Origin of the sequence: Pantoea sp. BL1, assembly GCF_000963985.1 — a bacterium.
Lineage (GTDB): Bacteria > Pseudomonadota > Gammaproteobacteria > Enterobacterales > Enterobacteriaceae > Pantoea > Pantoea rwandensis_B.
The window spans coordinates 31,971-50,148 of record NZ_JZRH01000020.1; the positions used below are offsets into that span (position 1 = coordinate 31,971).

Annotated in this window: 18 protein-coding genes; 10 read left to right on the forward strand and 8 right to left on the reverse strand. The window is 55.1% G+C overall.

Going from position 1 to position 18,178, the window contains the following annotated elements; genetic code table 11:
• Positions 1 to 14 precede the first annotated feature (14 nt).
• The 7 genes from icmH to VH86_RS11455 all read left to right on the forward strand — a co-directional run bounded on the left by icmH (position 15) and on the right by VH86_RS11455 (position 8,423).
• Entirely contained in the window at positions 15 to 1,229 is a 1,215-nt protein-coding gene (gene icmH, locus VH86_RS11425) for a type IVB secretion system protein IcmH/DotU (RefSeq protein WP_045816031.1), read from the forward strand.
• Complete coding sequence (gene tssM / locus VH86_RS11430) at positions 1,229 to 3,343, forward strand: type VI secretion system membrane subunit TssM (protein WP_045832933.1); 2,115 nt, start codon at positions 1,229 to 1,231, stop codon at positions 3,341 to 3,343. The genes icmH and tssM overlap by 1 nt, the downstream gene beginning before the upstream one ends.
• 13 nt (positions 3,344 to 3,356) lie before the next feature.
• On the forward strand, positions 3,357 to 4,055 hold the full coding sequence (gene tagF / locus VH86_RS11435) for a type VI secretion system-associated protein TagF (RefSeq protein ID WP_045832934.1): 699 nt from the start codon (positions 3,357 to 3,359) through the stop codon (positions 4,053 to 4,055).
• Positions 4,056 to 4,088: 33 nt separating this feature from the next.
• Positions 4,089 to 5,201 (forward strand): type VI secretion system-associated FHA domain protein TagH, encoded by a 1,113-nt coding sequence (gene tagH / locus VH86_RS11440; RefSeq protein ID WP_045832935.1) that lies wholly within the window; start codon positions 4,089 to 4,091, stop codon positions 5,199 to 5,201.
• Positions 5,198 to 5,974: a PP2C family serine/threonine-protein phosphatase gene (locus VH86_RS11445; protein WP_045832936.1), complete on the forward strand. Its 777-nt coding sequence runs from the start codon at positions 5,198 to 5,200 to the stop codon at positions 5,972 to 5,974. The genes tagH and VH86_RS11445 overlap by 4 nt, the downstream gene beginning before the upstream one ends.
• A 14-nt stretch (positions 5,975 to 5,988) precedes the next feature.
• A complete protein-coding gene (locus tag VH86_RS11450) occupies positions 5,989 to 6,939 on the forward strand; it encodes a hypothetical protein (protein WP_038646453.1) in 951 nt (316 codons plus the stop codon).
• A gap of 65 nt (positions 6,940 to 7,004) precedes the next feature.
• Positions 7,005 to 8,423: a serine/threonine-protein kinase gene (locus tag VH86_RS11455; protein ID WP_045832937.1), complete on the forward strand. Its 1,419-nt coding sequence runs from the start codon at positions 7,005 to 7,007 to the stop codon at positions 8,421 to 8,423.
• Here VH86_RS11455 and VH86_RS11460 read toward each other — a convergent pair whose 3' ends face one another.
• On the reverse strand, positions 8,424 to 9,092 hold the full coding sequence (locus VH86_RS11460; protein ID WP_038646448.1) for a gamma-glutamylcyclotransferase: 669 nt from the start codon (positions 9,090 to 9,092) through the stop codon (positions 8,424 to 8,426).
• A 239-nt stretch (positions 9,093 to 9,331) separates the two neighbouring features.
• On the reverse strand, positions 9,332 to 9,562 hold the full coding sequence (gene chaB / locus VH86_RS11465; protein WP_038646446.1) for a putative cation transport regulator ChaB: 231 nt from the start codon (positions 9,560 to 9,562) through the stop codon (positions 9,332 to 9,334).
• A 367-nt stretch (positions 9,563 to 9,929) separates the two neighbouring features.
• Here chaB and chaA point away from each other — a divergent pair, with 367 nt between their 5' ends.
• A complete protein-coding gene (gene chaA, locus VH86_RS11470) occupies positions 9,930 to 11,021 on the forward strand; it encodes a sodium-potassium/proton antiporter ChaA (RefSeq protein WP_038646443.1) in 1,092 nt (363 codons plus the stop codon).
• A 70-nt stretch (positions 11,022 to 11,091) separates the two neighbouring features.
• Here chaA and kdsA read toward each other — a convergent pair whose 3' ends face one another.
• The 6 genes from kdsA to hemA are packed head-to-tail and all read right to left on the reverse strand — an operon-like array spanning position 11,092 to position 16,403.
• Positions 11,092 to 11,946 carry a 3-deoxy-8-phosphooctulonate synthase gene (gene kdsA / locus VH86_RS11475; protein ID WP_045832938.1) on the reverse strand — a complete coding sequence of 285 codons (855 nt, stop codon included), beginning with the start codon at positions 11,944 to 11,946 and terminating at the stop codon, positions 11,092 to 11,094.
• A gap of 27 nt (positions 11,947 to 11,973) precedes the next feature.
• Positions 11,974 to 12,783 (reverse strand): invasion regulator SirB1, encoded by an 810-nt coding sequence (gene sirB1, locus VH86_RS11480; protein ID WP_034824266.1) that lies wholly within the window; start codon positions 12,781 to 12,783, stop codon positions 11,974 to 11,976.
• Complete coding sequence (locus tag VH86_RS11485) at positions 12,780 to 13,178, reverse strand: SirB2 family protein (RefSeq protein ID WP_034824269.1); 399 nt, start codon at positions 13,176 to 13,178, stop codon at positions 12,780 to 12,782. The genes sirB1 and VH86_RS11485 overlap by 4 nt, the downstream gene beginning before the upstream one ends.
• 14 nt (positions 13,179 to 13,192) lie before the next feature.
• A complete protein-coding gene (gene prmC, locus VH86_RS11490) occupies positions 13,193 to 14,023 on the reverse strand; it encodes a peptide chain release factor N(5)-glutamine methyltransferase (protein WP_045832939.1) in 831 nt (276 codons plus the stop codon).
• Positions 14,023 to 15,105 carry a peptide chain release factor 1 gene (gene prfA, locus VH86_RS11495; protein ID WP_045832940.1) on the reverse strand — a complete coding sequence of 361 codons (1,083 nt, stop codon included), beginning with the start codon at positions 15,103 to 15,105 and terminating at the stop codon, positions 14,023 to 14,025. Before prfA ends, prmC begins: the two co-directional genes overlap by 1 nt.
• A gap of 41 nt (positions 15,106 to 15,146) precedes the next feature.
• Positions 15,147 to 16,403: a glutamyl-tRNA reductase gene (hemA, locus tag VH86_RS11500; protein WP_045832941.1), complete on the reverse strand. Its 1,257-nt coding sequence runs from the start codon at positions 16,401 to 16,403 to the stop codon at positions 15,147 to 15,149.
• 217 nt (positions 16,404 to 16,620) lie between these two features.
• Here hemA and lolB point away from each other — a divergent pair, with 217 nt between their 5' ends.
• Both lolB and ispE read left to right on the forward strand, forming a co-directional pair.
• Positions 16,621 to 17,244, forward strand: a complete 624-nt coding sequence (gene lolB / locus VH86_RS11505; RefSeq protein ID WP_045832942.1) for a lipoprotein insertase outer membrane protein LolB — start codon at positions 16,621 to 16,623, stop codon at positions 17,242 to 17,244.
• Positions 17,244 to 18,098, forward strand: coding sequence for a 4-(cytidine 5'-diphospho)-2-C-methyl-D-erythritol kinase (gene ispE / locus VH86_RS11510; protein WP_197080212.1), 855 nt, complete (start codon positions 17,244 to 17,246; stop codon positions 18,096 to 18,098). The genes lolB and ispE overlap by 1 nt, the downstream gene beginning before the upstream one ends.
• Positions 18,099 to 18,178: the final 80 nt, after the last annotated feature.

The following is an 18,178-nucleotide window of genomic DNA, read 5'->3' on the forward strand; positions in this document are numbered from 1 at the left end:
AAAAAAGATATTTAATGACCCAGGATTCTGTTGTCCGCGATGGCATTGTCGCGGGCAACGATAACCTTTTGCTTAATGCCGCAGCACCGATATTGAATGCCGTTGTCCGTATACGGCAGGCTGCTACGCATGACGATCCCGCCGGTTTACGTCAGTTACTGATTGAAGAGATCCGCCAATTCGAACATCGCTGCAAGCAAGCCGGTTTGCCGTTTGAGATGATTATTGGTGCACGCTACTGCTTATGCAGCGTACTGGATGAAGCCGCCGCGCAAACCCCGTGGGGTACGCGTGGTGTGTGGTCCGGGAACGGCATGCTGGTCACTTTCCATAATGAAAGCTGGGGCGGCGAAAAAGTATTTCAGCTGCTTTCCCGCGTCTCGCAAAGCCCGCAGCAACACCTGTGGTTGCTGGAGCTGATTCATTACTGTCTGCTGCTGGGTTATGAAGGCCGTTATCGCGGCAGCGATGCTGGCCGTGCACAGTGTGAAGGGATTCGTAAACGTCTCGCTCAACTGATCCAGGAAACCCGCCCGTCGACCGCTAACCCGGCCGCGCCACTGGTGGAGGTGCATCCTCTGGTCAGTCGCTTAACCCGTCCGATGGTACCGCTCTGGGCCTGCGCGATGCTAGCGGCCCTGATTGCCTGCCTGATTTACAGCGGCCTGAACTGGCGGCTGGGCAATGCGGCCGAGCCGCTGCTGCGCGCCATCTATCAAACCCCGCTGCCACAAATTATGCCTGGCCGTCGACCTACCTCACCGCAGGCGTTGCTGGATTTGCATCAGCGTTTGAATGATGTGATTGCCGCCGGTCAGCTGGAAGTCAGCGATGGCGCATTTGGCAGTAAAGTGATCATACCTGCCGATAAACTCTTCTCCCCGGACGGTACCGTAGTCAATCAGGTCGGTCGCGCGTTGCTGGCGCACGTTGCCAGCGCCATGAAAACCGTTAAAGGCACGGTACTGGTGTCGGTGTATACCGATAACAGCCCGGTGGATGGGCGTTTTGCCTCAAGCTATGAATTTTCCTTTGCGCGCGCACGCGCGGTGACCCAGTTGCTGAATCCGCAACTGGCTGAAGGGCACAGTGTGAAAGCGGAAGGTCGCGGCGACAGTAATCCGCTGCTGCCCAATGACAGCAATGAAAACCGCGCGCGCAACCGGCGTGTGGAGATCACTCTGTTTGCCGCACCGGAAACCCTCGGCAATCATCCAGGAGGTGAGTGATGCGCGCATCGCTGCAACATCTGTTAACCCACCGCCTGCTGTGGAGCCTGATTGGTGTCACCGCCTTAAGCTGTGTGCTGTGGATGCTCGGCCCGCTGTGGAGTTGGGGAGACACCCGTCCGCTTGAGCCGGTGTTTCCTCGTCAACTGCTGGTCGGTTTGCTGTTCTTTTGCTGGGTGCTGTTCCAGTTTATCCCGGCGATCTGGCGTGGCTGGTTTAACAGTAAACTCCTCAACCGCTTGCAGGAGATGAGTCACGAAGAGCTGTCCGATCGTCAGGCCACTGATACGCTGCTGGCTCAGCGCTTCAGCGAAGCAGCGCTGCGGCTGAAACGCACACAGTTTGGTCGTCGTCATCAACAGAACTGGCTGGCACGCTTTCAGAGCCACTATCTTTACCAGCTGCCCTGGTATGTCATGATTGGGGCGCCCGGCGCGGGCAAAACTACCGCCCTGCTTAATGCCGGACTGGAGTTTCCGCTGACTGATAGTCTTGGCAAAGCGGCGATTCGCGGCGTCGGCGGCACGCGTCATTGCGACTGGTGGTTTACCGACAGTGCGGTGATGATCGATACCGCAGGGCGATATGCCCTGCAGGAGAGCCAGCGTGCGCGCGATGGCGCCGAGTGGCAGAGTTTCATTAACCTGCTGAAACGCTATCGCACACGCCAGCCAATCAACGGTGTGATCATGACCATCAGCGTGGCTGATCTGCTCACCGATTCCGCGGAAGCACGCCATGCGCAGGCCAGCGCGTTGCGTAGCCGCATGCAGGAGTTGTATCAGCAAACCGGTATTCATTTCCCGGTGTATGTGATGGTGACCAAGACCGATCTGCTGAAAGGTTTTTTAAGCTTTAACGAAGGCTTGAGCAAACCACAGCGCGACGCCATTTGGGGATTCACCTTCCCCTGGGAACCCGGCAAACCGCACAAAGATGACTGGCATAACAGCTTTAGCCTGCAATATCAGCGTTTAGAACAGCGCCTGCAGCAGCAACTGCCGACGGTGATGGCAAACGAACGCGATCTCACCCTGCGTGCAGACTGTTTCCTGTTTCCCCAGGAGTTCAGCTCCCTGCGCCCGCTGCTGAATGAGTACCTTGATGTGGTGTTCTCGCGCCATGAGGATGAGATTGCCTGGTCAGCGCGCGGCTTATTCTTTACCAGCGGCACGCAGGAAGGCTTACCGTTTGACCGCATCATGGGCGAACTCAACCGTAAGCTGCAGTTGCCGCACACCGGTGAGAGTAGCTTCGCAACCTGGGATAGCGTGACTCGTAATAATCCCATCCCTGGCAACAAAGGCCAGAGCTTCTTTATCCGTGACCTGCTGAGCGATCTGGTGTTCCGCGAAAGTGGCCTGGCGGGCAGCAACCGCCACTGGGAATACCGCAATCGCCTGTTTCACTGGATTGGCTACGGTGCTCTGACTGGTGCACTGCTCTTGCTCTCCGGTTTATGGCTGGCCAGCTATTTCCAGAACCAGCAATATCTTAACCAGGTCGCCGCGCGTATTGAGCCGATGACTCGTCAGAGTCAGCAGGTGATTCATCAGCCAGCCGATAATATCTTTGATCTGCTACCCTTCTTAAATAACCTGGTGAAGTTGCCTTTGTCGGAGCGCTTTTCCCTCGACAATCCACCGCTTAGCATGCGCGTGGGTCTGTATCGTGGCAACCAGGTAAGCGATGCGGCATGGGTGCTTTATCAAAATGCGCTTAAGTCTCTGCTGTTACCGCGCGTGGCCCAGCAAATCACCAATTTGCTGCGTGATGATCCCGGTAACGACAATGAATACAGCCGCAATGCGCTGCGTGCCTATCAGATGTTGTATCAGCCGCGCAATTATGACGGCGAATTCCTGCGTGCCTGGCTGATGCAGAATCTTCAACGCAATCTGCCAGATGATGTCAGCGCCCGGGATTTGCAGCAGCTTGACTGGCATCTTAGCCAGCTTCTGGATCAGCAGATTCAGTCGTCACCTTATGCGCGAGATAACGCACTAATGATGCGCAAGCTTGCAGAAAATCTGAAAATTGCTGATGCGAATGGCAGTTCGCTGGCGATTGCACCACAGCGGGCTTCGCAGCGATTGACCGGACACAGTGAGTAATGGTGAGGTAACCATGGCGACGCACACCGCGCCGGGTTGGTACGGCAAATTGCCGGCTACCGGCGATTTCCTGCGCCAGCGCCTGAGTGAGAATACCGTGACGCCCTGGAGCCATTGGTTTCAACAGGGGCTCATGCACTGGCATCAGCAACCCGATGCCTCCACTCAGCTGTTTCTGCGCGCACCTGTCTGGAATTTTGTTCTGCCGCTGTCGCCGCTGCGTCAGCAGGTGCAGATGGGCTGCCTGCTGCCCTCGTGCGATCGCGTGGGGCGCAGTTGGCCGCTGCTGGCCTTGCGAAGTTTTCCGCTCAGCCACTGGCACAGCGCTCAGCTGGCCATGTCGGGCGACTGGTTTCAGGAGCTGGGCACGCTGCTACTGCGCGGCGTGCGTGACCGGCTGAACCCCGATGCGCTGGAGCAGCAGATGCAACGCGTGACGCCGCTGGTGGTCCCGGATAATCAGCACAGCGATATTATGGATGTGATTGGTTTTGATGATCTGCCCTGTACGCTGAGCTGGCGTGAAGTGGCGGATAAATTTGACCCCCAGCAGCACATTAGCTACTGGTGGAGTAATCGCAGTGACGGTTTTGCCCACGCCACACATAAACACAGTGGGCCGCTCACCGCGCAACTTTTTGCGTTACTGTTTAACCCGGCGGCAGGTGCACAGCCGGGACGCAACGGCCTCTATCCACCCATGTTTGAATGAGCCGCAGCGTTTGCCTTGTTAACAGGATGACTCATGCAATTTACCATTGTGCAGTGCAATACGGATGTGCCAGCAAAGACGGTTGCTTTTAAACCGCCTGGGGGAACCATTGGCCGCAGTCAGGATAACGATCTGGTACTGCCTGACGAATCGCGCGCCATTTCACGCTTGCAGGCGTTAGTGCATATCTCCCCGGAAGGTGAGTGTCGCCTGACCAATCAGGGCAGTGTGACCTCGGTGGTATTGAACGGTGTGGCGCTACAGCGCGGTTCACAAGTGCAATTACAGCATGGTGATGCACTGCAAATCGGCGATTATGGCCTTGAAGTGCGCGATCCTGCCTGCCAGAGCACCCAGCAGGATGACCCGCTCACGTTCTTCGCGGACAGTGCAGCCGATCCACTCGGTATGCAGCAGGCATTCGACGTGGTGCCGGAACCCACTGCGGCGCGTCCGGAGCGCCGTACTGACCCACGCCTGGGTATTGATCCACAAAGTGATGCTCCTTCGGCTCCCGCCACGTTGCCGCATGCGGATCAAGACAAGTTAATGGCCGCGCTGCTGGAAGGCATGGGGTTAAATAATGGCCATCTCACGACGATCACCGAAGAGCAGATGCGCGTGACGGGCCGCATGCTGAGCCTGTTCTCGCAAGGCACTGTTGCCCTGCTCTCTTCCCGTTCGATCCTCAAACGCGGCGTGAAAGCCGATATGACGATGATCCTCAATGAAGCCAACAATCCGTTTAAAATTTTGCCTTCGGGCAAAACGGTATTGATGCAGATTTATCAGAGTCAGATGCCCGGTTTTATGCCGCCAGAAGCGGCGGTGCGCGATGCACTGGTGGATTTGCAGGCGCATCAACTGGGTATGATCGCTGGCATCCGCGCGATCATCGCGGCGATGCTGCAATCCTTCAATCCGCAACGGCTGGAAGAGGAAGCACGTAAAGATGGCGTGTTGCCTAAGCTACCGTTTAACGGCGGCCGTAAAGCGGCCTTGTGGGATTACTTTTCACGCCACTACCAACGCACTGCCGGTGAAATTGAAGATGACTTCCATACCCTGTTTGGTGAAGCCTTCCTGCACGCGTATGACATGGAAGTGAATCAATATAAAGATTCCCAGACTCGGACAGACGCATGAAAATGATGTTTGCCAGCCGTTGCCAGCAGGGAATGCGCGATGAAAACCAGGATCGCACCGGGGCCGAGCTGGATGAGCACAAAGCCTGCTTTCTGGTTTGCGATGGTGTGGCCGGTTTGCCTGGCGGTGATAAAGCGGCGCAAATCGTGCGCGATACGCTGCTGACACAGTTACACAACAGTCCGACGTTCACGCCCGAAAGCACACGCGCAGCGATTGAGCACTGTCAGCAGGTGTTGCTTGAGGCGCAGGGAAAAAATCCGAAATATGCACGCATGAGCACCACGCTGGCCGCGCTGTTTATTGACCGCGAGACACAGCGCGCATGGTGGGCGCATGCAGGTGACAGCCGGGTTTATCACTTCCGTCATGGGGTGTTGAGTCAGGTGACACGTGACCATAGTCTGGCCCAGCAGCTGCGCGAAGCAGGCTATGAAAATACCGGAATTAACAGTAATTTACTCTATAATGCGCTCGGCGTTGAGCCTGCCCGTCCCGCCACCTTTAGTGAAGTGATTCCCTTAACGGATGGCGATGCGTTTCTCGTCTGCACGGACGGGTTCTGGCTCAATCTGACCACTCACGAGATGGAACAAGCCCTGCGCATGGTCAATGCCTGCGAAGAGTGGCTGACTTTGATGGAACAAGCCGTTAACCGCAGTGTAAAAAGCGACAATCTCAGCGCTCTGGCCATCTGGATTGGCGAACCGCAGGAAGCGACGCTGCTTTATTCCCAGGCTGATGCGGCACGTTTTCTGCCGACACGTTATTGATCCCAAGGACCCTTATGAAAGTGTGGTTGCCGGGCTTAGCGACCCTGTTGCTGGCTCTAAATGCACAAGCTGATGATTATCGTGTGGTCTATTCGCCGAGTCTGTCGCTTGAAGTCTATATCGATAATGTGGCCAGCAATTCACCCAACGACTGGTGCAAAGAGACCTTGCCGTTGCGTATTGTTTCCGGCAAAAGCACCGATTCCAGCATTCTGACCAGCTTCCTGCCACGCGTTGGCACACTGCTGGCGAATCAATGCGGCACGCTGGACGAAATCCCATGGCAGATGACTAACAAAGACGGCAGCGTACTGGCCAACGGCAGCGCAGCAAAACTGCAGAACTGGCGGCCAATCGTGATCAACGATGCCACCGCCAGCGCCAGTGCCAGCAATGCCGCCCCGCTGGATCTTTCGCGACCGGCAGATAACAGCCCTTTGCAACACTTCGCTTTACCCGCAGGTTGCCATTTCCGCACCTCCTGGGACGAAAACGGCGACTCGCTGTTTATTCCGGATAACCCACAACAGCACTGTTCTACTGAAGGCTGGCTGGAAGGCCCCAGTGAGTTAACACTGATGAGCGGAGACAAAACGCGCTCGCTGGCGGTGAATTTCTATCAGGGCTATCCCATTGCCAATCTGAAACTCAGCGGCCCGGCACTGGAAGTGGTGGCAGTGAACAAACAGCGCATGATTGTGGCGCGTCCGGATGCCGAAGATAGCTGGCTAGTGCTGCCGTTCGACAGCCAGCAACATGTATGGCGATTCACTGGCAACCTGCTGATTAAAATGGATAAGACAGCAGGACAGGACAGTGATGCGGTGAAGAGCCGGGTTGAAACTTTACGCGGCGCCTGGTCGTCGCAGTTTATGCCACAGCAAAAAGTGACTGTGTTACTGATTGACACCCTGCATGCGGATCTTGCCGATCCGGCGATTGGTGCCTGGCGTAACATTAATTAATTAGCGGTCGTCGCCTGACGTCAACAGACTGGCAGGCGCTACAGGACGTGTTCAGAGAGTTCACTATGTCGGCAAACGAAAACCACACACCGAATGCCCTGCCTGCGGGTTACCGGTTTAATGAATTTGAAATCAAGGAAGTGATTGGCGGCGGCGGCTTTGGCATTGTTTACCGTGCCTGGGACCATCAGCTGGAACGCACCATCGCCATCAAAGAGTACATGCCCGTCTCGCTGGCAGTACGTGCCGCGGATCTGTCACTGGAGTTGCGCGGCGAACGTTTCCAGAAACTGTTCAATGCCGGACGAAACAGCTTTATTCAGGAAGCCCGTCTGCTGGCACGCTTCAATCATCCCGGCCTGCTGCACGTGTTGCGCTTCTGGGAAGAGAACGGCACCGCCTACATGGGCACACTCTATTACAGCGGGATGACATTAAAAGAGTGGCAGGTGACCAGCCCGGACAGTATCGATGAGTCCTGGATTCGTCGGCTGTTACCGCCGCTGTTTGGCGCAATTAACACCATCCATACCGCAGGTTATCTGCACCGTGATATTTCGCTGGATAACATCCAAATCCAGGAAAATCAGCTGCCGGTGTTACTCGATTTTGGTTCAGCCCGTAAGGAGATCGGTAATCTCTCTGATGAAACCGAAATCATGCTGAAGCCCGGCTTTGCCCCGATTGAGCAATACAGCGAAGAAGGTGAGGTAGAGCAAGGCCCCTGGACCGATATCTATGCGCTAGGCGCGGTGCTGCACAATCTGATTACCGGCCACGCGCCGCCTGTCAGCGTGGTGCGCTGCATCGAGGATAACTATCAACCTTTGGTTGAACGCAAGCCAGCAGGCTATTCGCTGCCGCTACTGCATGCCATCGACTGTGCGCTGGCAATGAAACCCGGTGACCGTCCGCAGAGTATTGATGCGTTTGCCAGCCTGATCGATCTGCCGGTGAGTGATGTTGAAGCACTTGTCACCACCTTCCCGGTCACCTTAGAAGCCCCAACGCCTGAACCCGTCGCCGTAGTGCCGGTGCCTGAACCGCAGGTGATGGCGGTGAATCATGCCGCGGCGGCGATTGAACCTGTCACGCCACGCAACGTGCGTCGCCTTTCGCCTGGTCTGGTCGCCGCCGCGGCCATTGCCATTCTGGCCGTGGTGGTGGTGGTGTGGAAAACCAATCGCCACAGTGAAACCGCTCCGATAGCCGCGACCCCTTCTGCGTCAGCGCCGGTGGCGAGTCAGAGTGCAGCAGCCAGCGCGCCAGGTATGGCAACCGTCTATCTGCGCTTGCAGGAGGGCGAGAAAGTGCTGCTCAACGGCGAAGCGAAGGATGTGAAACCCACCAGCAGTGGCTTTGCTTCACTCAATCTGGCGGCAGGAAGTTATCGAATTGAAGTGCAAAATGGCAGCCAGGTAATGAGCCAATCACTGACCATCGACAAGCCCGGAACCTGGCTGATTAATCCGGGTAAACCGTAGTTAACGCGCTGCAGATTGCTGCAGCGCCCTCACCTCAGCAGCCAGACGCGTCAACGCGTCTTCCTGCATGCCGCGTTTACCCAACTCCTGTTCGAGGGAGTAGAGATACTGAGCATTGGTGCCCAATGGTCCGCTGGCCTGGGCAATCAACGGTGCGATGGTGCTGCGACAGGAGTCTGCTTCATACAGCGGGTGACGCGGATCCATGATAAATACCAACGCCGTCACTTTGCGAGCATCGTCCAGTTCCAGTTCGCACCAGGTGGGCAGATAACAGCCGGTGATCATCTCGCGCTTCCACAGCAGCTCCAGCTCGTCATGCAGCCGCGCTTCGGGTAAACGGAAAGCCAGACCACTGGTTGAACCGCCTTCTTTTAGCGCCAGCATACGACCGGGCGTCGAGACCGTGCCCCTGCCGGCGGTCAGACGCAGACAGAAAGCACGATGCCAGCCTTCGAGTCGTCCGGAAGCCACTTCTTCCGCCTCAAAAACCGGGTTCCACATCAGGGAGCCATAGCCAAAAATCCACACCGGGCTTTGGTCAGGGCGACAAGCCAGTGTGGCAGCGAGTGACGCGGCACGCTTTTCACAGCTCCACAGCAGCGCTTCGTCGATATCGCCAAACGATGTTTTACAATCCGCTTTTAAAAGAAATTCCCGGGTTAACAATGCGACCTCCTCTACTGCGCTGACATCCTGTCGGTTCGGCTCCTCAAAGATGATGTCTTAAAGGCAACACGCGTTGCGTCGACTTAAGAGAAGACATTAATGCATTTTTAACAAAAGTTTCAAGATTGACCCCGATCACAAAGGGGAAATTCTTTGTAAATAGCATCGGCTGCCTGGCAGATAACTTGAATAGGGGGAATGAAAACAGTGAAGCGGGTCGCTATGACCCGCGAGTGTGGCTAGTGCTTAGGATGCCATTTGTCGTCATCGCCTTTGGCGTACTCATGCTTGACTGCTGCCCAGGCAACTTTGTGCGCAACCTGCTCACGTGATTCATCACCACGGCGGTCTTCTTCATCTTTATACTGATCCCAGGCGCTATTGAACGCCTTTTGATAAATGGTCTGAGCGTGATTTGGCAGGACATGGCGCACGCTGTCAGGCAATTCACGATTGGATGAATACGGCATGATTCCTCCTGATTTATGGATCCTATTAAGTCTGGAAGATAGCGGAAAAATTGCAAACATGTACTTTAGTTACACAAGGTTTTTTTAATCCCCAAAGCGCCAATAAACCGCATTCCAATTAGGTAAAAACAGGAATTATTTTATCCAAAGAGTGACATTACTATTTTTCAACAGCATGAAAATTAGTTGTTATTGGTTGATAACACCTAATTTTGACCTGTTAGCATTAAAAACCTGACTAAGTAAAGTCGCGTAAAAAGCCTGAAACACAACTGTTGAAAAGTTACACTGCGCTGCGTCAGAAAAGTCATTATATTTATCAGGCACTGATCGCCTGTTTTGTTCTTTTTGCCGGAGAGGATGGTGAATGGCTACACATGAGAAAACCCGACATACCGAGTACTCACTGATTTTCCCGATTGTCGCGCTGACGGTGCTGAGCTTCTTTGGCGGTCAGACGGCATTATTGCCAGTTATCGGCATCAACCTGTTGGCGCTGGTCGCCATCCTTTGCAGTGCTTTCAGCGTGGTGCGACATGCTGACGTGCTGGCACACCGCCTGGGTGAACCCTATGGCTCGCTGATTTTGAGCCTCTCCGTGGTGATTCTGGAGGTCAGTTTGATCTCCGCCTTGATGGCCACCGGTGATGCCGCACCTGCGCTAATGCGCGACACGCTCTACTCCATCATCATGATTGTGACCGGCGGTCTGGTGGGCTTTGCGCTGCTGCTCGGCGGACGCAAATTCGCCACCCAATATGTCAATCTGGCGGGCGTAAAGCAGTACATGATTGCCATCTTCCCGCTGGCGATTCTGGTGCTGGTGTTTCCGAATGCGCTGCCAGGCGGTAACTTCACCACGGCTCAGGCGTTGATCATTGCCGCGATCTCCGCTGCGATGTACGGCGTGTTCCTGCTGATTCAGACCAAAACACATCAGAGCCTGTTTGTTTATGAGCATGAGGATGACGGTGACGATGGCGACCCGCATCACGGTAAACCTTCCGCGCATAGCTCACTGTGGCACACGGTATGGTTGATCATTCATCTGATCGCCGTGATCAGCGTGACCAAGATGAACGCCAACACGCTGGAGCATCTGCTGACAGAACTCAATGCACCTGAGCAGTTCACCGGTTTCCTGGTGGCGTTGCTGATTCTGTCGCCGGAGGGGTTAGGGGCAATCAAAGCGGTGTTAATGAACCAGGTACAGCGCGCGATGAACCTGTTCTTTGGTTCGGTATTAGCCACCATCTCCCTGACGGTGCCGGCGGTGAGCATCATCGCGACCCTGACCGGTCAGCAGCTGATATTTGGTCTTGAGCCACCACATATGGTGATCATGAGTGCCGCACTGATTTTGTGCCATATTTCGTTCTCAACCGGGCGTACCAATGTGCTGAACGGCGCCGCGCATCTGGCACTGTTCGCCGGCTATTTACTGACAATTATGTTGTAGCGTGGGACGCTCAGATTAAAAGCAAAAAAAAGGCGCCCATCGGCGCCTTTCTTACATCTGGATAGCGCAATTAGTTGCTGGTATCCAGTTCCGGGAAGCTCTTCACCAGATTATCAATCGCTTTCATCTGCACCAGGAATGGCTCCAGCTTGTCCAGCGGCAGCGCGGATGGACCGTCGCATTTCGCGCTGTTCGGTTCTGGGTGCGCTTCAATAAACAGACCGGCAATACCCACCGCCATACCCGCGCGTGCCAGTTCAGCGACCTGCGCACGACGTCCACCAGAAGCCGCGCCGAACGGATCACGCGTCTGCAGAGCGTGGGTCACGTCGAAAATCACCGGACTGTTGTTGGTGACGTTCTTCATCACGTTGAAGCCCAGCATATCAACAACCAGGTTGTCGTAACCGAAGTTGCTGCCACGATCGCACAGGATCACTTTGTCGTTACCGCCTTCCGCGAATTTATCGACAATGTTACCCATCTGGCCTGGGCTCACGAACTGCGGTTTCTTAACGTTGATGACTGCACCGGTTTTCGCCATCGCTTCCACCAGATCGGTCTGACGCGCCAGGAACGCAGGCAGCTGAATCACATCAACAACATCCGCCACCGGCTGCGCCTGTGAAGCTTCATGCACATCAGTGATGATTTTCACGCCGAACGCCTGTTTCAGCTCCCGGAAAATCTTCATGCCCTCTTCCAGACCCGGGCCACGGTAGGATTTGATGGAAGAGCGGTTAGCTTTGTCAAAAGAGGCTTTGAACACGTAAGGGATACCGAGTTTATCGGTCACTTTTACATAGTGTTCGCAAATACGCATGGCGAGGTCGCGCGATTCCAGCACGTTCATGCCACCGAAGAGAACAAATGGCAGATCGTTTGCGACCTTGATATCGCCGATATTTACTACTTTCTGAGTCATGCCCTTTCCTTATTGTCGAGATGACGCTTAGTGCAGCGTCACCTGTTTCTGTTCAATTGCGTGAATCTGCACTTTAATCATTTCGCTGACCGGGTCTTCTGGACACTGTTCAACGAAGTAGGTCAAATCGGTCAGTGCGATATGTTCACACTCAAGCTGAGCGTAGATTAACCCCCGATCGCGGATTTCATACGGGTCATCGGGATCAATCTGCAGCAGTACCTGGCTGACGTTGAGCGCCAGTTCCATCTGCTTCTCTTCCATCAGCGCCGCTTTCAACGTATCCAGCATTTTACGCATCACGTTGATGGTTTTGGCTTCATCCAGATCATCATTGTAGAGCTTCGCGGTCGGGCTGATATTGCCCTTCAGCCACACTTCCAGCGTATGTGTGTCCAGCGTTTCGCCGTTGAAAGGGTTGATCAACCACATTTCACCGTCCAGCCAGTCTGCACGCAGAATCAGCTGAGTGGGGAAAATCACCGGGATCAGCGGCAGCTCCAGCTCGTCGGCGATGTGTAACAGAATCACCCCCAGCGATACGGCGGTGCCCTGTCGGCTCTTCAGCACTTTATCGATCCACAGCGCATCGGACAAATTGTAGACGCCGCTGGCGCCACCAAAGCCCCACTGGCGATAAAACAATTCAAGCAACTTGCCCAGTTGCAAGTCGGCATCCTGTTCGCTGCTGACGTATTCCCGTGCTTCTTCAACTAATGCCGCCAGCTGTTGCTGAACGGATGGCGCAGAAAAATCATTGCGTATGGCGCAGGTTGCGCCAATCACCGCTTCACTCAACGGTGTTTCACTGTAATCAACTAGCTCTGGCGAGGTCATACTATCCCCAATAACGGCATTTTGGTCATCGCCAGCTTAATCACAAACAGCAGTGCTACGATTGCAATCAGACAAGCGATCCAACGTGTCCCCATCTTGCGTGGGCGACGGCTCAATGCCACGGAACCTAAGGCGATGTAGATAATAACCCCTAACAGCTTCTCCGTCAGCCAGCTTCCTTGTGGTGAGAACGGATAAAAGTGTGTGATCACCACCAGCCACACGCCACTGAGCAGTAAAAAGGTGTCATTAATATGCGGCGCAATGCGTACCCAGCGGCGCTGAAGCATCGCTGAGCCGGTGGTTAACCAGTAAAAGCGCAGCAGAAACAAGCTGATCGTCAACGCTACCGTCAGCAGGTGAAAATGTTTAACCAGCGGATACCAGCTTGCCATGGTGCTTCCTCAAATCAAAAAAATTGCCCAAGTGTGACGCGCGGATTGCCGCCATAATCGTTAATGCTGCTGACCTGCTGGTAGCCGTGCTGCGTCATGATCTCGCGCACCGCTTTATCCTGCTGCCAGCCGTGCTCCAGCAACAGCCAGCCGCCAGGCTGCAACCACTGCGGCGCAAGGTGAATAATCAAACGTAAATCGGCCAGCCCGGCCTCGTCGGCGACCAGTGCGCTGAGCGGTTCAAAGCGCACATCTCCCTGCTGCAGATGTTCATCGGCGGCGTCGATATAAGGAGGATTACTGACGATGACATCGAAACGCTGAGCGGGAATGTCATTAAACCAGTGGCTAAGCAGGAAACGTGCATTGCTGATATGCAGCCGCTGAGCGTTCTCTTCCGCCAGCGCTACAGCTGGTGGGATTCGATCGCAGCCCAGCACCTGGCAGTCAGGACGTTCACTCGCCAGCGCTAACGCGATAGCGCCCGTGCCGGTGCCAAGATCGAGTAAGAAGGATGGAGTTGCGGGTATGCGTAGTAGCGCCTGCTCCACCAGCACTTCGGTATCCGGCCGTGGAATCAAGGTGGCATCATTAACGCGCAGCGGCAGCGACCAAAACTCACGTTCACCCACCAGATGCGCAATCGGTTCGCCGTTTACCCGACGCGCCAGAAGCGCATCGAGCTGGGCAAGCTGGGAGGCGTCCAGTTCGTGATCGTCAAACGCCACCAGCCAACTGCGTGATTTTCCCGTTACGAACCCCAGCAAAATCTCCGCATCCCGTTTAGGGCTGTCTCCGCCACAGAGCGCGACCACTGCGTGCTTGAGCCAGTGGCGAATCATCATCAATCCTGTCCAGCCAGCGCGGCCAGCTGATCGGCCTGATACTCCTGCACAATCGGCTCAATCAGCGTATCCAGCTTGCCTTCCATGGTTTCATCCAGGCGGTATAGCGTCAGGTTAATGCGGTGATCGGTCACTCGTCCCTGCGGGAAGTTGTAAGTGCGGTTGCGGTCGGAACGATCGCCACTGCCTAACAGGTTACGGCGGGTTGAGGCTTCTGCCGCATTACGCTTAGCGGTTTCGGCGGCATGAATACGCGCACCCAACACCGCCAGCGCTTTGGCTTTGTTTTTGTGCTGCGAACGTTCGTCCTGGCACTCCACCACAATACCAGTGGGTAAGTGGGTAATACGAATCGCCGAGTCGGTGGTGTTAACGTGCTGACCACCAGCCCCTGAAGAACGGAAGGTATCGATTTTCAGATCGCCCGCGTTGATTTCTGGCATTTCTGCTTCAGGCAATTCCGGCATCACCGCCACGGTACAGGCAGAGGTATGAATACGGCCCTGTGATTCGGTTTCCGGTACACGCTGAACGCGATGACCGCCGGATTCAAACTTCAGGCGACCATAAGCGCCTTCACCATTAATACGCGCGATCACCTCTTTATAGCCGCCGTGCTCACCTTCGTTGGCGCTGATGATCTCAACCTGCCAGCGGCGTGCTTCAGCATAACGGCTGTACATACGGAACAGATCGCCCGCGAAAATTGCCGCTTCGTCACCGCCGGTTCCGGCGCGCACTTCAACAAAGCAGGAACGTTCATCGTCAGGATCTTTCGGCAGCAGCAGCACCTGAAGCTGCTGCTCCAGGTCTTCACGTTTCTCACGCGAGATTTTTAACTCTTCGTTAGCCATTTCGCGCATTTCAGGATCGTCGAGCATCATTTCAGCCGTTTCGATATCTTCCTGCACCTGCTGCCAGTCGCGGAAGCAACGGGTCACATCGGTCAACTGTGCATATTCGCGTGATAACGCGCGAAAACGTTCCTGATCGCCAATGACGCCGGCATCGCCCAGCAACGCTTCAACTTCTTCGTGGCGTTCCTGGAGGGCTTCCAGCTTGGCAACAATAGAGCTCTTCATGTAATAGAGGGTATCCCAGTGATAAGTCGTGACAGACCAGATTACTCTAAACCGAGGCTGTCACGTAAGATCTGCAGGCGTTCGCTGTCGCCATCGCGCGCGGCCTGCTGCAGTGATTTGGTTGGTGCATGAATAAGTCGGTTGGTCAGCTTGTGCGCTAACTCTTGCAAGACTTTCTCGGCATCCGCGCCCTGACGCAGCGCGGCAATCGCACGCTCCTGCAACTCGGCACGCACGTCGTCAGCCTGTGAGCGGTATTCGCGAATGGTGTCGCCCGCGCTTTGCGCACGCAGCCACGCCATAAATTCGCCACTTTCCTGCACGACAATGCTTTCGGCCTGGACGGCAGCGGCTTTGCGCTGCGCCATATTCTGCTCGATGATCGCTTGCAGATCATCGACGCTATACAAATAGGCGTTCGCCAGCTTGCCCACTTCAGGTTCGACATCACGTGGTACGGCGATATCCACCAGCAGCATCGGCTGGTTGCGACGTGCTTTCAACGCGCGCTCCACCATGCCTTTGCCAATAATCGGCAGCGGGCTGGCGGTAGAAGAAATAATGATATCCGCATCGGCGAGGCGCGTTTCAATATCGCCCAACCCAATCACTTCGGCGCCCACTTCATCGGCCAGCAACTGTGCACGTTCGCGCGTGCGGTTGGCGATCATCAACTTCTGCACTTTATGTTCACGCAGATGACGCGCCACCAACTCGATGGTTTCCCCGGCGCCCACCAGCAACACATTTACCGTGCTGAGTGATTCGAAGATTTGACGCGCCAGAGAACAGGCAGCGAAGGCGACAGAGACCGCGCTGGCACCGATTTCAGTTTCGGTGCGAACACGTTTGGCGACGGAGAAGGTTTTCTGGAACATGCGTTCCAGCTCGCTGCTTAGCGCATGGTCACGCGAAGAATCAGCATGGGCCTTTTTAACCTGGCCGAGAATTTGCGGTTCGCCCAATACCAGCGAATCCAGACCGCTGGCAACGCGCATCAGATGGCTGACGGCGGCGTTGTCCTGATGCCAGTAAAGGCTGGCGCGGACATCCTCTTCACGCAGATCGTGATACTCGCACAACCAGCGCACCAACCTCTCCTGCAAATCTGTCTGCTGCTCTACGCTGAGATAGAGTTCAGTACGATTACAGGTTGAGAGCACCACACCACTCTGAACCATCGGCTGAGATAGCAGGCTATTCAGAGCCTGATCCAGCGTGTCTGGCAGAAACGCAATGCGTTCGCGCAGCGCAACAGGTGCGGTTTTGTGGTTGATTCCGAGAGCAAGCAGCGTCATGGTGATTCGGGTTGGGATGTCCCAATATTTGTCAGGGCTTTGTGAAGCGCATTCTACAAGATGCCACAGATCAAGAAAAGCCATACAAAGGCTATGACTGTAATAAGATTAAACTGATCGTGCGCAATTATCCTTACATCGGCATTGACGGCATAGTATTGGATGGTTAGCGTTATCGGTTACGAAGTAAAAACGTGTCTGAGGAGACGACCACGTGATGCATTTGCCCCCGCGCAAGCTGTTGCGCCTTTTGCCCCTTGCCAGCGTATTGCTGGCTGCTTGTAGCATCAACAAACCACAAGGTCCTGGCCCCAGCACCACGTCACCACAATGGCAGCAGCATCAACAAGCCGTTGAGAAAATCACCCAATATCAAACGCGTGGCGCCTTTGCTTATCTCTCTGACAAGCAAAAAGTCTATGCGCGCTTTAACTGGCAGCAAACTGCCGCCGATCGCTATCGTCTGTTGTTAACCAATCCGCTAGGCAGCACCGAGTTGCAACTTGATGCGCAGGGTTCGGTGGTGCAAATCGTCGATAACAAAGGCAAGCGCTATGTGAGCAATGACGCTGAGAAGATGATTTCACAGTTGACCGGCATGGATATCCCACTCGCGAATCTGCGTCAGTGGATGATGGGTCTGCCGGGTGATGCCACGGATTATCAGCTCAACAACAGCTATCAGTTGCAGAGTGTGAATTACAGCCGTAATGGCCAGCAGTGGAAAGTGAACATCGCTGATTATGACAGCAAGGTCAATCCACCGCTGCCGGCCAACCTGGAACTGACAGAAGGTGGTCAGCGTATCAAACTGCGCATGGATAGCTGGACCACGCAATGATCACCACCTGGCCTGCTCCGGCAAAACTGAATCTGTTTCTCTACATTACTGGCCGTCGAGCTGACGGCTACCACAATCTGCAAACGCTGTTTCAGTTTCTTGATCACGGCGACACGCTGGAAATCACGCCTGATAGCACCGGGAAAATTACGCTGTTGACGCCTCTGGCGGGCGTTGCCGACGACGAGAACCTGATCGTGCGGGCGGCGCGAATGTTAAAACAGGCAGCGGCCGTTCGCGGTACGCTGCCCGAAAACGCGGGTGCGCAAATTGCGCTGGAGAAACGCCTGCCGATGGGTGGCGGTCTCGGTGGAGGCTCATCTGACGCCGCGACCGTGCTGGTGGCGCTCAACCATTTGTGGCAAACCGGTCTTAACGTGGATGAGTTAGCCACGCTGGGTATCAAGCTCGGTGCCGATGTTCCGGTGTTCGTGCGCGGTCACGCTGCCTTTGCTGAAGGGGTTGGCGAAGAGATTCAGCCCGCCGAACCGGAAGAAAAATGGTATCTGGTGGCGCATCCTGGCATCAGCATCGGCACGCCGGATATCTTTCGCGATCCTGACTTGACGCGCAATTCACCGATACGCACATTAGATGAACTGTTACAGCGTCCTTTTCACAATGATTGTGAAGCTGTGGCAAGAAAACGTTTTCGCGAGGTTGATGCGCTGCTTTCCTGGCTGCTAGAATACGCGCCGTCGCGCCTGACCGGGACGGGAGCTTGTGTGTTTGCTGAATTTAACACCGAGTCCGCTGCTCGTCAGGTGCTGGAGCTTGCCCCGAAATGGATTAACGGATTTGTGGCTCGCGGGCTTAATCACTCGCCGTTGCAACGTACCCTTTCCGGGCTCTAAGCGTTTGCGTGACAGTGCCACCCTGTTCCAGGCACTGCACGTGACGCATTAACACACCCGTATGAACGACTTCAAAAGTA

Excerpts from the sequence above, each read along its gene's own strand:
- tagH (WP_045832935.1), top strand. The coding sequence starts at position 4,089 with ATGCAATTTACCATTGTGCAGTGCAATACGGATGTGCCAGCAAAGACG.
- tssM (WP_045832933.1), top strand. The coding sequence starts at position 1,229 with ATGCGCGCATCGCTGCAACATCTGTTAACCCACCGCCTGCTGTGGAGC.
- VH86_RS11485 (WP_034824269.1), bottom strand. The coding sequence starts at position 13,178 with ATGGCAAGCTGGTATCCGCTGGTTAAACATTTTCACCTGCTGACGGTA.
- chaB (WP_038646446.1), bottom strand. The coding sequence starts at position 9,562 with ATGCCGTATTCATCCAATCGTGAATTGCCTGACAGCGTGCGCCATGTC.
- kdsA (WP_045832938.1), bottom strand. The coding sequence starts at position 11,946 with ATGACTCAGAAAGTAGTAAATATCGGCGATATCAAGGTCGCAAACGAT.
- prfA (WP_045832940.1), bottom strand. The coding sequence starts at position 15,105 with ATGAAGAGCTCTATTGTTGCCAAGCTGGAAGCCCTCCAGGAACGCCAC.
- VH86_RS11445 (WP_045832936.1), top strand. The coding sequence starts at position 5,198 with ATGAAAATGATGTTTGCCAGCCGTTGCCAGCAGGGAATGCGCGATGAA.
- prmC (WP_045832939.1), bottom strand. The coding sequence starts at position 14,023 with ATGATGATTCGCCACTGGCTCAAGCACGCAGTGGTCGCGCTCTGTGGC.
- VH86_RS11455 (WP_045832937.1), top strand. The coding sequence starts at position 7,005 with ATGTCGGCAAACGAAAACCACACACCGAATGCCCTGCCTGCGGGTTAC.
- lolB (WP_045832942.1), top strand. The coding sequence starts at position 16,621 with ATGCATTTGCCCCCGCGCAAGCTGTTGCGCCTTTTGCCCCTTGCCAGC.
- icmH (WP_045816031.1), top strand. The coding sequence starts at position 15 with ATGACCCAGGATTCTGTTGTCCGCGATGGCATTGTCGCGGGCAACGAT.
- hemA (WP_045832941.1), bottom strand. The coding sequence starts at position 16,403 with ATGACGCTGCTTGCTCTCGGAATCAACCACAAAACCGCACCTGTTGCG.
- sirB1 (WP_034824266.1), bottom strand. The coding sequence starts at position 12,783 with ATGACCTCGCCAGAGCTAGTTGATTACAGTGAAACACCGTTGAGTGAA.
- chaA (WP_038646443.1), top strand. The coding sequence starts at position 9,930 with ATGGCTACACATGAGAAAACCCGACATACCGAGTACTCACTGATTTTC.
- VH86_RS11450 (WP_038646453.1), top strand. The coding sequence starts at position 5,989 with ATGAAAGTGTGGTTGCCGGGCTTAGCGACCCTGTTGCTGGCTCTAAAT.
- tagF (WP_045832934.1), top strand. The coding sequence starts at position 3,357 with ATGGCGACGCACACCGCGCCGGGTTGGTACGGCAAATTGCCGGCTACC.